This is a genomic window from Streptomyces sp. BE20 (genome assembly GCF_036322525.1).
Lineage (GTDB): Bacteria > Actinomycetota > Actinomycetes > Streptomycetales > Streptomycetaceae > Kitasatospora.
Map to the genome: position 1 here is coordinate 1 of NZ_JAQYWW010001036.1, position 13,299 is coordinate 13,299.

Sequence of the window (13,299 nt, forward strand, 5' to 3'; positions counted from 1 at the left end):
GACGCCGACGCCCGCCACCCTGCGGACGCGTCGGCGCCGCCGGCACCACCCGCTGGAACAACTCCCACAACTCATCCGGCACCAGACGCTCCACGATCAGCACGCGAGCAGCCTACAAGCCCAAATGAGATGACTTCTAAGGCTTGTCCGACAGACACGCCCCTGAACGCACAGCGCCGACAATCACCCGCTCGCTCGTCAGGAGGACCCCCGTGAGGCGAACCGATCGAGTCCGGCTCCGCACACCGGCGGTGGCATCCGCCGCCGCCGTCGTGGGAGCGCTCCTCGCGCTGCCGGCCGGCACCGCGCAGGCGGTGTCCGCGGACATCGTGATCAGCCAGGTGTACGGCGGTGGCGGCAACTCCGGCGCCCAGTACGCCAACGACTACATCGAGCTCTACAACCGGGGCACCGTGCCGGTCCCGGTCACCGGCTGGACCGTCCAGTACGCCTCGGCGGGCGGCTCCTCCTGGGCGAGGACCACGCTGTCGGGCACCATCGCCCCCGGCAGGTACTACCTCGTCCAGCAGGCGGCGGGGGCCGGCTCCGGAGCCGCCCTGCCGACGCCGGACGCGACCGGCACGCTCGCCCTGAGCGCCACCACCGGCAAGGTCGCGCTGGTCACCAATGGCACCGCGCTCACCTGCGCCACGGGCTGCCCCACCCAGCCGGGCGTGAAGGACTTCGTCGGCTACGGGTCGACGGCCAGTTCCGCCGAGGGCTCACCGACCGGCAACCTCGCCAACACCGCGGCCGCGCTGCGGGCCGGCGGCGGGGCCACCGACACCGACAGCAACGCGGCCGACTTCGCCGTCACCGCGCCCGCCCCCCGCAACTCCTCCTCCGGCGGCGGCACCGGCGGCACCCGGATACGTGACGTCCAGGGCGCCGCCCGCACCTCGCCGAAGGCCGGACAGACCGTCACGGCCGTCCCCGGCGTCGTCACCGCCACCGGCCCGAGCGGCTTCTGGTTCCAGGACCCGCAGCCCGACGCCGACCCGGCCACCAGCGAGGCCGTCTACGTCTACACGGCCGGCGCACCGGGCGTCGCCGTCGGCGACTCGGTGACGGTCGGCGGCACGGTGAGCGAGTTCCGTCCGGGCGGCACCGGCGGCACCACCAACCTCACCGTCACCGAACTGACCGCACCGAGCGTCACCGTCCTCACCCACAACGCGCCGCTTCCCGCACCCACCCTGGTCGGGGCCGGCGGCCGGGTGCCGCCGGCCGCGGTGATCTCCGGCGTGACCAGCGGCAACGTCGAGACCGCGGCCGGCTTCCAGCCGTCCACCGACGGCCTCGACTTCTGGGAGTCCCTGGAGGGCATGCGGGTCAGGATCGACGACGCGGCCGTGGTCGGCCCGACCAGCTCCTTCGGCGAGATCCCGGTCGTCCCGCAGGGCTCCACCACCCGTACCACCCGCGGCGGCATCCTCCTCCGGGCCGGCGACGGCAACCCCGAACGGATCGTCCTCGACGACGTGCTCGCCCCCGTACCGATCGCCAAGGTCGGCGACAACCTCACCGGCGCCACCGTCGGCGTCGTCGACTACTCCTTCGGCAACTTCAAGCTGCTCCCCACCACGACCCCGACGGTCACCTCCGGCGGACTCACCGCGGAGACCACGGCCGCGCCGGCCGCCGGCGAACTGGCCACGGCGACGTTCAACGTCGAGAACCTCTCCCCGAACGACCCCCAGAGCAAGTTCGACGGCCTGGCCGCCGCCGTGGTCACCAACCTCCGCGCGCCCGACCTGGTCGCGCTGGAGGAGATCCAGGACAACAACGGCGCCACCGACAACGGCACCGTCGCCGCCGACCAGACCCTCGCCCGGCTGACCGCCGCCATCACCGCGGCCGGCGGTCCGCCCTACTCCTACCGGCAGATCAACCCGGTGGACGGCCAGGACGGCGGCCAGCCCGGCGGCAACATCCGCCAGGTCTTCCTCTACCGCACGGACCAGGGTCTGACCTTCACCGACCGCCCGGGCGCCGGCTCCAGCACCGCCAACTCGGTCGTCAACAGCGGCGGCACCCCGGCACTCGCCTACTCCCCCGGCCGGATCGATCCGGGCAACTCCGCGTTCGGCGCCAGCCGCAAGCCGCTGGCCGGCGAGTTCCGCTGGAACGGCCGCCCGGTCTTCGTGATCGCCAACCACTTCAACTCCAAGGGCGGCGACCAGCCCCTCTTCGGCCGCTACCAGCAGCCGGCCCGCCCCTCCGAGACCCAGCGGCACGCCCAGGCCGGCGTGGTGAAGACCTTCACCGACCAGCTCCTCGCCGTCGACCCGAACGCCTCGGTGATCGTCCTCGGCGACATCAACGACTTCGAGTTCTCCCAGACCGCCGACCTCCTCACCGCGGGCGGCTCCCTGGTCGACCTCCCCCGCACCCTCCCCCTCGCCGAGCGCTACACCTACGTCTACGAGGGCAACTCCCAGGTGCTCGACCACATCCTGATCTCCCCCGCCCTCGCGGCCAGGCCCTACAGCTACGACATCGTCCACCTCAACAGCGAGTTCCCCACCCAGCTCAGCGACCACGACCCCCAGGTCGTCCGCATCCCCCTCCCCTGACACCCCGAACCCCGCTGCCCCGGCCCCACCCCCGGCGCCGGGGCAGCGCCGTATGTGATGGCAGGCTTCGTTCCCAGCCGCATTCGCGAACATGACACACCGATAGCATGCATACAATCTGCTCGGAACCTGGTCACAGCGCCTTCTCAAGCGGCTAGGCTCCCTGCTGGCCGGGGCGGGCACACGCCGACGGCACCACCACATCACGGCTGCGCCGGCGCCACCGGCACAGCCCTGTTCCTCTGGGGGACATTCGTGCAGGAAATGGTCAAGGGAGCCAATGTCGGACTCGCGGCGCTGAGCGAGGCCACCGACTCCGTCACCGTGGGCCTCGGGTGGAGCAGCCCCGACGGCGACGGGGACGCCGACGTCTCGGTCCTCCTCCTGACCGCCGACGGCAAGGTCCGCAGCAACGCCGACTTCTTCTTCTACAACAACCCCACCGCCGAGGACGGAAGCGTCCAACTGCTCGGGCAGACCCCGACCGAGGCCGGGACCGAGGACCGCATCCAGCTGGACCTCACCGCCGTGCCCACCGACATCGACCGCCTGGTGATCGCAGCCAGCCGCCACCAGCGGGCTCCCTTCGGCAAGTTGGATAATCTCCGGGTCGAACTCACCGACCTGGGCGGCGAGCGGCTGCTCGGATTCTCCATCACCGACGCGGACTCCGAGAGCGCCTTCGTGTTCGGCGAGATCTACCGCCGGAACCAGGAGTGGAAGTTCCGCGCCATCGGCCAGGGCTACGACACCGGACTGGCGGGGCTCGCCACCGACTTCGGCATCGAGATCGAGGACGACGAGAACGACTCGGACAACGAGCTCGACGTGCGCGACGAGAACGACCGCGCCGACGGCACCGGCGGCGCCCTCACCACGGACCCCCTGCCCGGGGCCGAGGAGTCGGCTGCCACGACGACGGCGCCCGCCACCGCTAACCCGCCCACCACCACGGCACCGCCCGCCGTCCCGGCTCCGACCACCGATTCGGCTCCCGAGCCGACAGCCCCCAAGCGGCTACGCACGGCCAAGAAGAAGGTCACCCTCCCCAAGGCCCCCAAGCCGTCGCTCGCCGAGAACGACGCCTGGCGCACGGCGCGGCTCTTCCCCGCCAGCAGCCTCAAGAGCGACCGCGAGCGGGAGGTCCGTGCCACCTCGGTCCTGCTGTCCGTGATGGCCCAGGTGCCGGAGTTCGGACGCCGCCTCACCGCCGCGTTCGGCGCACCGGCCGGCCGTACCGAGACGTTCACCGAGGTGTCGCTGCCGCACGGCGACTCGCCCAAGCGGCCCGACGGCGTCATACGCGTCGAGCGGGCCGGGCGGCTGTGGACGGCCCTCGTCGAGAGCAAGACCAACGGCAACCCGCTGAAGGCCGATCAGGTCCAGGACTACATGGACATCGCCGCACGACGCGGCTACGAGGCGGTCATCACCCTCTCCAACGACGTGGCACTCGACGGGAGTCCGCTCGTCGCCGTCAAGGTCGACGGACGGCGCAAGCACAAGGTCCTGCTCGGCCACCTCTCCTGGGCCGAGGTCGCCTACCAGGCGAAGACGCTGATCCGGCACGAGGGCGTCAGCAACCCCGCGCACGCGTGGCTGCTCCAGGAACTCCTGCACTACCTCCAGCACGAGAACTCTGGCTGCCATGGCTTCCAGAACATGGGCCCTGCCTGGGTGCCGGTCCGCAAGGGCATCGACGACGAGACGCTGGCCACGGGGGACGAGCGCGCCGTCCAGGTCGTCGAAAGCTGGGAACGACTCGTCCGGCAGGTCTGCTTCCAACTCGGCGGCGAACTCGGCGTCAAGGTGCTGCCCGTCCAACGGACCCGCCGTGGCGAGGACGCCCGGGCCCGCCGCACCGAGCTCGCCGACCGGCTCTGCACGGACGGTCGACTGAGCGCCGAGATCAGGATCGACGACGCCGCCGGCAGCATCTCCATCACCGCCGACCTCCGGGTCGGGAAGCTCCGCACCTCGACCGAGATCCCGGCCCCCGAGCAGGGCTATCCGCTCAGCTGGGTCAAGCGCCTGATCCGCCAGCTCGCCGAAGCCCCGGCCGACCTGCACGTGGAGACGCTCACCGACGGCGCTGCCGCCGGTCCCCGGGGCACGTTGGAGAAGCTCCGGCCCGAACCCGGCGACCTCCTGCCGAAGGACACCTCGCGGATCACCGGCTTCCGTCTCTCCCTGTCGAAGAGCATGGGCAGTACCCGCGGCAACGCCGAGACCGGCTTCATCCGCAGCGTCGACGATGCCGTCGAACGGTTCCACTCGACCGTCCTCGTGCACCTCGACCACCGTGCGGCGCGGCGGCCGTAGACGCCGGGGCATCGGGGCCGGGGCCGTCCGCATGGTCGCCCACCGCAACCGCAGGGCCGACTCGGCGGGTACCCGTCGAGTCGGCCCTGCCGCCTTTGGCGCCGTGACCACCACCGGGTCCGCGCCGAGGGCTTCCGGCACCCGGGGCCTGGACGGGCGCGGAGGCGAGGTGGGTGTGGGCGGCCCGCGCTTCCCGGTCGGTGCGAGGCCGGCAGGGCAGAGGTGCCCGTCACCCTCGCCGCCCTCACCGGAGGGATGATCCGGGTCAATCAGGGGTGTACGGGAACTGATCGGGGTGGGGGGACGACTGGTGGGGGGTGAGTGGGATGTCGCCGGGTGCCCGGCCGTTGAGTGTGCTGGTGGGGTTCGCCCTGATGCTGGTGGTGGTGTTCGTAGTGGCCTTCGCGGTAGGGCGCGGAGCCGGGCCCGTGACGCCCGGGCTGACGCCCGGCGGGGGCGGCGGGGGTAAACCCGGGATGGGGCATGACATGGGGGCGGGCCGATGAGGGCCGTGGTGGAGAGCCCCGGGAGCGGGGAGACCGGCCCGCCGCCGGTCAGCACCGATCTGGTGGTCGGCGGGATGACCTGCGCGGCCTGTGTCAGCCGGGTGGAGAAGCGGCTCGCCCGGATCGAGGGCGTGACCGCCGGGGTCAATCTGGCCACCGGGCGGGCGCGGGTGCTGCACCCGGCCGGGGTGGGCGTCGAGGAACTGGTGGCGGCGGTCGAACGGGCCGGCTACACCGCCGAGCAGGCCCCGGACGGGCTGTCGGCGGCGGGCCCGGACCAGGACGAGTCCGCGGACCGGTGGCGGCTGCTGGTGACGGCCCTGCTGGCCGTGCCGGTGGTGGTCCTGTCGATGGTTCCGTCGCTGCAGTTCGACGCCTGGCAGTGGGTCTGCTTCGCGCTGTCGGTGCCGGTGGTGAGCTGGGGTTCGGCCGGGTTCCACCGGCGGGCCTGGCAGGGACTGCGGCACGCGGCGGCGACCATGGACACCCTGGTGAGTCTCGGGGTGGTGGCCTCGTTCGGCTGGTCCGCGTACGCGCTGGTGTTCGGCGGGGCGGGCGAGATCGGCATGCGGATGCCGTTCTCGCTGACCGCGGACGGCGGCGGCGCCGCGCACGTCTACCTGGAGGCGGCCGTCGGGGTGCCGCTGTTCGTGCTCGCCGGGCGGCTGCTGGAGGGGCGGGTGCGGCGGCGCACCGGTTCGGCGCTGCGGGCCCTGGCGGAGCTGGGCGCCAAGGAGGTGTGCGTCCGCGACCCGGAGACCGGGGAGGAACAGCTGCTGCCGATCGAACAGCTGCTGCCCGGGCAGGAGTTCGTGGTCCGGCCGGGCGAGCGGGTGGCCACCGACGGTGTGGTGGTGGAGGGCAGCTCGGCCCTGGATCTGAGCCTGCTGACCGGCGAGTCGGTGCCGGTCGAGGTCGGTCCGGGCGACCAGGTGGCGGGCGCCACGGTGAACGTCGGCGGCGCCCTGGTAGTACGGGCGACGGCGGTCGGTGCGGACACCCAACTCGCCCGGATCACCGCCCTGGTGGCGGACGCCCAGGCCGGGAAGGCCCGGGCGCAGCGGCTGGCGGACACGGTGGCCGGAGTGTTCGTGCCGTGCGTGCTGACGGTCGCGGTCTGCGTGCTGGGCTTCTGGCTGGGTGCCGGGGCCGACCCGCAGGCGGCGGTGACGGCGGCCGTCGCCGTCCTGGTGGTGGCCTGCCCGTGCGCGCTGGGCCTGGCCACGCCGACCGCGCTGCTGGCGGCGACCGGCCGGGGCGCCGAACTGGGCGTGCTGGTGCGCGGCCCGGAGGTGCTGGAGAGCCTGCGGCGGATCGACACCGTGGTGCTGGACAAGACGGGGACACTGACCACCGGCCGGATGGAGCTCGCGGCGGTGGCCGTGGCCCCGGACGCGGGGGTCGACGAGGACCAGGTGCTCCGGCTCGCAGGAGCCGTCGAGCACCGTTCGGAGCACCCGATCGGCCGGGCCGTCGTGGGGGCGGCCCGCGAGCGATGTGGCTCCGAACCCCTCCCGGCGGTGGCCGAGTTCAGGGCCACTGCCGGGGTGGGGGTGGCCGGCACGGTGGAGGGGCGGCAGGTCCGGGTGGTCCGCCCGGACGACGCGGTCGGACCGCTGCCGGCCGGGCTGGTGACCGCGCTGGAGGAGGCTGCGGCGGCCGGCCGGACGCCGGTGGTCGTGGAGCTGGACGGGCGGGCGGTGGCCGTCCTCGCGGTCGGCGACACCCTGCGTTCGGGCAGCTGGCGCGCGCTGCACCGGCTGCGCCGGATGGGTCTGGAACCGGTCCTGCTGACCGGTGACGGGCCGGGCGCGGCGCACGCGGTGGCAACCGAACTGGGCATCGAGCGGGTGCACTTCTCGGCCTCGCCGGAGCGCAAGGCCGAGGTGGTGGCCGAGTTGAAGGCCGCCGGACGGACGACCGCGGTCGTCGGCGACGGCGTCAACGACGCGGTCGCGCTGGCCTCGGCGGACCTCGGGGTGGCCCTGGCCTCGGGGAGCGACGCGGCGATCGGCGCCGCCGGGCTGACCCTGGTGCGCGGGGACATCGAGGCGGTGGTGGACGCCGTCCGGCTGGCCCGGCGCACGCTGGGCACGATCCGGGTCAACCTGCTGTGGGCGTTCGGCTACAACGTGGTGCTGATCCCGCTGGCGGCGGTCGGGCTGCTGAACCCGATGCTGGCGGCGGTGGCGATGTCGCTGAGTTCGCTGCTCGTCGTGGGGAACAGCCTGCGGCTGCGGACCTGGCGGCCCGGCCGGGGCGCCTCGGACGGACGGGGCGGCGGCGCCCCCGGCGGCGGGCGGCGGCCGGACCGGGCGCGACGCTCGGCGCGGGCGGGCGCAGGCACGGGTACGGGGGGCGCGCGGTGAGCGGCGGCGGTGCGGTGGGCGGGGTACGGCCGGGAAGGATCTCCGCACGGACGGGGCGCGTCCCCGAGCGGCTGAAGGTGGTCGGCCCGCCGGTCGCGGCGGCGGTGGTGGCACTGGCGCTGCTCTCCGGGTGGACCGCGGTCGGCGGAGCCGGGCGGCCACAGCCGGTGGAGGCCGGTCCGGGCTGGCTGCTGTTGCCGACGACGGGCGGGGCGACGGCCACGGCCGCCTTCTTCACGGTCCGCAACCCCGGCGACATACCGGACGAACTCACCGGTGCCAGCTGGGAGTTCGGCGGAAAGGTGACGCTGAAACGCCATCTGCACCAGGGTGCCTCCGGCCGGTGGGAGCCGGTCACGGCCCTGCCCGTGCCGGAGCGCGGCGAGCTGGTGATGTCGCCGGAGGACGCCGACCTGATGATCACGAACCCGCCGGCGCTCACGGTCGGCCAGTGGGTGGAGTTCACGCTCACCTTCCGCCACAGCCCCGAGCTGCGGCTGAAGGCGGAGGTCGTCAAGCCGGGCGGACGCCGCAGCGGCTGAGGACGGCCTGCGGCGGCGACGGGCGGCAGGAGTGGGGGGCGACCACCGGCGGCCGACGCCGTCCGGTCGCGAAGCCCGGTCGCGAAGCCCGGTGGTCGGGCCGCCCGCAGCGAGGGGAGGCGGCCCGGCCACCGACCTGAGCGGCCGGGCGGCCCCCGACCCGTCGCTCGGCGGGGTGGGCGGACGGCTCGCCGGGCCGGGTCGTGGGCGATCCGGTCCTCGGCCTCGGCGGTGAGCGCCAGCACCTGCCGTACCCCGGCCTCCTCCAGCACGGCGAGTGCCACACCCTCCTCCCGGGCGGCGGCGATCAGCTCCGCGAGCACGCCTCGGGCACGTCCCGGTTGGTGAACGGCCGTCGGCTGGAGCGGCGTTCGGTGATCGCCGGATAGAGATCGCGGCCGAACGGCGGGACGACGGAAGCGGATCCGGGAGCGGCGCGGAGCGCGAGGTCGAGGACGGCCGACAGACCGGGGTCGACCGGATCCGGGAGCAGCCGGACGGCCGGCTCGCGGCCCAGCCGGACGGCGGCCACCCTCAGGTTGAACAGGGCCGCGCCGACGGCGACGTGCAGTGCGGAGCCGACGGCGTCGGCGAGCGGGACGGCGCGGGCGAGGTCGGCGTGCACCTCGATCCCGCACCCGTCCGGGGTGGGGCGGAACCGCCACGGCTGGCTGTTGTGCAGCGAGGGGGCCGCGCCGCCGGCGACGGCCAGCAGCCGCAGGTCGTCCGGGGTGAGGGTGGACTCGGTCATGGCGATCCTCTCCTTGCCTCGTCGCCACGCCCCGGCGGAGCCACCGCGCGGGCGGGACGGCACCGCGCGGGCGGGACGGCCGGGTCGGGACGGCCGGGTCGGGGCGGTGGCGGTCGGGACGGTGGCGGTCGGGACGGCTGCTACTCCGAGCCTGCGCCCGTCCGGCGGCCGGACGGCAGGGTCCAACGGCCCGCGTCCGGAGGGCGAAGGGCGGCGCCGCGCCTACGGCCCGGGGCGGGGTGGATCAGCGGGGCCTCGGGGCGGGTCGTCGGGCGGCGGGGCGGCGGGGCGGCGGGGCGGCGGGGCGGCGACACCCGCCGCGCCTCGACGGCCACCGGCCGCACTGCGCCGCACTGCGCCGCGCCCGCATCCTCACCGTGTCAGTCGTGCGGGACCACCGCGACCGGCGCGTGGGCGTGGTGCAGCACCGCGTGCGCGACCCGTCCGAGCCGGGGGCCGAAGTCGTGCGGCCGGCGTCGGCGCCCGACCACCACCAGCCCGGCCCCGACCGACTCCTCCACCAGCGTGCGGGCGGCGCCGAGCCTGGCCTGCTCGACGACCTCCGTGTCGGGGTGCCGCTCCCGGTGCGCCGAGAGAGCGGCGGCCAGCGCCTTCTCCTCCCCCGCCTGGAGCAGCGCCATCTCGGAACCGGACGGCAGGAAGCCGACCACCGCGAACGCCGGTGGGAGGTCCCAGCCGTGGACCGCCCGGAGCCGGGCGCCGCGCAGCGCGGCCTCCTGGAAGGCGAACGCCAGCACGGCGTCGCCGGGCGCACCGGCGTCCACGCCGACGACCACTTCGGGAACGGTCTCGGGGACCGCCGCAGGCCGTGTCTCCGAAGCGGCCGGCGCCCGGTCACGATGCGGCTCCGCCGGACGGGCCGGACGTTCCGGGCGGACGACCACCACCGGCGCGGCCGACCGGGCGGCGACCGCCATGCTCACCGAGCCGACCAGCAATCCGGCGAAGCCTCCCAGGCCCCGCGAGCCGACGACGAGCAGACCCGCGTCCTCGGCGGCGGCCACCAGCCCGTCGACCGCGGCGTCGAGCACCACGTCGGTGTGGACGGCCACGCCGGGGTGACCCTCACGGACCTCCTCCGCCGTCCCCGCCAGCATCCGCTGGGCGGCGACCGGCAGGTCGTCAGGGTCGGCGAACGCGGCCCGGCCGTCGGTGAGCCACGGCCAGACGTGCACCAGGCGCAGCGCGGCCCCGCGGCGCCGGGCCTCCTCGGCGGCCCAGTGGGCGGCTGCGGTGCTCTCGGGCGATCCGTCGACTCCGACCAGAACAGGGGGCGTCATGGGAGGTTCCTCTCCGCTCGTTGTCCCGCCGCGGGTCCGCACCGGGTTCGCTGCCGGTCCCGCCGCAGGTCCACTGCGTGCCGCTGGTGCCGTACGGTGGCCGCCCGGTGACCGGGCGGCTTCCGGCCGGCTTCCGGCCGGTGCGGCCTGACGCACCGTCCGCCGGTTCCCACCCTGGTCGGGCGGCCCGGCGCCGGGCCAGGGGCCGCAGGGCCCGCGCCGCAGGGCCATAGGTCCCTGGGCAGGACCGAAGACGCGTCCATGACCACCCCGGGGTGCCGCACGGGCCGCCCTGGGCACTAACGTGAATCCGACAATCCGACCGGTCCGACGACCGGGGCGGAACCGGACCGGGCAGGACAGAACGACGAGGAGGACGCCGGTGAACGGCGCGGAAGGTACGCGGACGGGCACCGGCGGACACGACGAAGCGCCCCCTGCGGCGTGCCCCCGGGCCACCGCGGCCCCCGGGAGCCGCGCCGAGCCCGCCACTCCCGCACCTCCCGGCGCCGTCGGCGCTCCCGACATCCTCGGTGCTCCCGACATCCTCGGCACTCCCGGCGATCCCGGCCTCGCCGCCACGGCTGTCACCGCCGCCACCCCGGCCGCGGACCGGCCGCATCCGCGTGGCGCGGGCGCACGGATCCCGCAGCTGCGCCTGGACGAGCTCCTGGAGGAGCTCCAGTGGCGGATCGACGCGGCACGCGGCACCCGCGACCGGGTGCACAGCCTGCTGGAGGCGGTGCTCGCCGTCGGCCGCGAGCTGGACCTCTCGCAGGCCCTGCGCCGGATCGTCGAGGCCGCCGCCGACCTGGTCGACGCCCGGTACGCGGCGCTCGGCGTCATCGGCGCGGACGGGCACACGCTGTCCCAGTTCCTGACGGTCGGTCTCACCGAGGAGGAGATCGAGGCGATCGGCCCGCTGCCGGCCGGGCACGGCATCCTGGGCGAGCTGATCCGTGAGCCGCAGCCACTGCGCTGCCCGGTGCTCTCGGACCACCCGGCCTCGGTCGGCTTCCCGCCCAACCATCCGCCGATGCACACCTTCCTCGGGGTTCCGGTGCGGGTGCGGGGCGAGGTGTTCGGCAACCTGTACCTCACGGACAAGCGCGGCGGCCTGGACTTCGACGCCGACGACGAGGCGGTCATCTCGACGCTCGCCGTCGCTGCCGGGGTGGCCATCGACAACGCCCGGCTGTACGAGGAGGCGCAGCGCCAGCAGCGCTGGCTGCGGGCGAGCGCCGAGATCACCCGGAGTCTCCTCTCCGGCGCCCCCCGGCTGGAGGTGGTCGAGCTGATCGCGCGCCGGGCCCGGGAGATCGCCGGCGCCGAGCTCGCCGACGTCTCGGTGGCGCTCGCCGGACCGGGCGAGCGTGCGGCCGAGCTGACCGTCGAGGTCGCCCTGGGCGGCCGTCCGGAGGCGCGGCTCGGGGTGACCGTGCCGGTGGACGGCACGCTCTCCGGCGCCGCGTACGCGTCCGGATCCCCCGTCACCAGCGACGAGCTGGAGCACGACGGGCGGTACCCGGCCGGACCGGCCGGACGGTTCACCGGGCTCGGACCGGCCGTCGCGGTGCCGCTGGGCACCGGCGAGGGGTTCGGACGGGGTGTGCTGCTGCTCGCGAGGGAGAGCGGCCGGCCACCGTTCACGGCCGAGGAGACCGGCCCGCTCCTGGGCTTCGCCGACCAGGCCGCGCTCGCCCTTGAGCTGGCCGAACGGCGGCGCGACGCCGAGCAGTTGACCCTGCTGGAGGACCGCGACCGGATCGCCCGCGACCTCCATGACCTGGCTATCCAGCGGCTCTTCGCCACCGGTATGACACTGCAGAGCGCAGGCCGCCTGATCGAGAGCCCGAGCGCGGCCGACCGGGTCAGCCGGGCGGTCGCCGACCTGGACGAGACGATCAAGATCATCCGTTCCACGATCTTCGGTCTGCGCGCCCACAACGAGCCCGACCGGGGCCTGCGCGCCCGGGCCACCCGGGCCGTCGGCGAGGCCCAGGCCACCCTCGGCTTCGCCCCGCGGCTCAGCATGGAGGGCCTGCTCGACACCGACGTGCCGCAGGAACTCGCCGAACACGTCATGGCCGTCCTCGGAGAGGCCCTCAGCAACGCCGCCCGGCACGCCCGGGCCTGCCGGGTCGAGGTCTCCCTGCGCGCCCTCGGCGGCGTGGTCGCGCTCACGGTCACCGACGACGGCGTCGGCGTACCGTCCGGGGGCCGGCGCAGTGGCCTGCGCAACCTCGCCGAACGTGCCGAGCGGGTCGGCGGCACCTTCGAGCTGCGCCCGGCGGACGGCGGTGGGACCGTCCTGCGCTGGGAGGCCCCGCTGGGGCTGTAGCCCGCGCCCCGGGGGGAGCAGGGTCAGCGGGCCTGCGGACCCGCCGTGCTCAGGCACGGCTCAGGCCCGGTCCCAGGGACGGTCGGCGGTCAGGACAGGTCGGCGGTCAGGTGCCGGCCGACGACCAGTTCGGCACCGATCCGGATCTCGACCCGGGCCGCGCCCGGCCCCCTCGCCGGTCGGCGGACCTCCGCGCGGCCGAGGACGGTGACGCACCAACCGGTGCCGTCGGTGCCGTCCACCTCGTCGGCCTCGAAGGCGATCACCGCGCCGTCCACCGCCCGGGCCAGCTCGGATCCGGCCGCCGCCGACACCAGCACGCCGCCGCCCGCGTCCAACCGGAACCGCACCGGGAGGACCGCCGGCAGCGCACGGACCGTGTAGACGACCCGCCCCACGTCGGTGCCGCCCAGTAGTTCCAGTGCCCGGGCCTCGTCGAGGTCCCGGGAACCGCCCGCCGGCGGCCCTGCGGACGCTTCGACCGGCACCACGGCCGGGGCTTCAGGATCGACGTTCATGCGAGCGATGGTCACTCGCCGGGCAGCGGCGGGGCGAGGGCCGATGGTCCCGTCGAGGGTCCCGTCCACCGCC

The 13,299-nt window shown here is 75.0% G+C and carries 8 protein-coding genes; 5 read left to right on the forward strand and 3 right to left on the reverse strand.

What is annotated here, in order from left to right:
* Positions 1-212 precede the first annotated feature (212 nt).
* The 4 genes from PUR61_RS28830 to PUR61_RS28845 all read left to right on the forward strand — a co-directional run bounded on the left by PUR61_RS28830 (position 213) and on the right by PUR61_RS28845 (position 8,315).
* On the forward strand, positions 213-2,576 hold the full coding sequence (locus PUR61_RS28830; protein ID WP_329882409.1) for a lamin tail domain-containing protein: 2,364 nt from the start codon (positions 213-215) through the stop codon (positions 2,574-2,576).
* 264 nt (positions 2,577-2,840) lie between these two features.
* Positions 2,841-4,898 (forward strand): TerD family protein, encoded by a 2,058-nt coding sequence (locus tag PUR61_RS28835; RefSeq protein ID WP_329882410.1) that lies wholly within the window; start codon positions 2,841-2,843, stop codon positions 4,896-4,898.
* A gap of 502 nt (positions 4,899-5,400) precedes the next feature.
* Positions 5,401-7,773 carry a heavy metal translocating P-type ATPase gene (locus PUR61_RS28840; protein ID WP_329882411.1) on the forward strand — a complete coding sequence of 791 codons (2,373 nt, stop codon included), beginning with the start codon at positions 5,401-5,403 and terminating at the stop codon, positions 7,771-7,773.
* The gene (locus PUR61_RS28845; protein ID WP_329882412.1) at positions 7,770-8,315 is read left to right on the forward strand and encodes a copper chaperone PCu(A)C; all 546 of its coding nucleotides are present in this window, start codon (positions 7,770-7,772) and stop codon (positions 8,313-8,315) included. Before PUR61_RS28840 ends, PUR61_RS28845 begins: the two co-directional genes overlap by 4 nt.
* Positions 8,316-8,622: 307 nt before the next feature.
* On the opposite strand, the gene PUR61_RS28850 is transcribed toward PUR61_RS28845, so the two are convergent.
* The gene (locus PUR61_RS28850) at positions 8,623-9,066 is read right to left on the reverse strand and encodes a hypothetical protein (RefSeq protein ID WP_329882413.1); all 444 of its coding nucleotides are present in this window, start codon (positions 9,064-9,066) and stop codon (positions 8,623-8,625) included.
* Positions 9,067-9,446: 380 nt separating this feature from the next.
* On the reverse strand, positions 9,447-10,367 hold the full coding sequence (locus PUR61_RS28855; RefSeq protein WP_329882414.1) for a universal stress protein: 921 nt from the start codon (positions 10,365-10,367) through the stop codon (positions 9,447-9,449).
* A 643-nt stretch (positions 10,368-11,010) separates the two neighbouring features.
* On the opposite strand from PUR61_RS28855, the gene PUR61_RS28860 reads away from it, so the two are divergent.
* Entirely contained in the window at positions 11,011-12,708 is a 1,698-nt protein-coding gene (locus PUR61_RS28860) for a sensor histidine kinase (protein WP_443035252.1), read from the forward strand.
* An 89-nt stretch (positions 12,709-12,797) separates the two neighbouring features.
* On the opposite strand, the gene PUR61_RS28865 is transcribed toward PUR61_RS28860, so the two are convergent.
* On the reverse strand, positions 12,798-13,226 hold the full coding sequence (locus PUR61_RS28865; RefSeq protein WP_329882415.1) for a pyridoxamine 5'-phosphate oxidase family protein: 429 nt from the start codon (positions 13,224-13,226) through the stop codon (positions 12,798-12,800).
* Positions 13,227-13,299 lie beyond the last annotated feature (73 nt).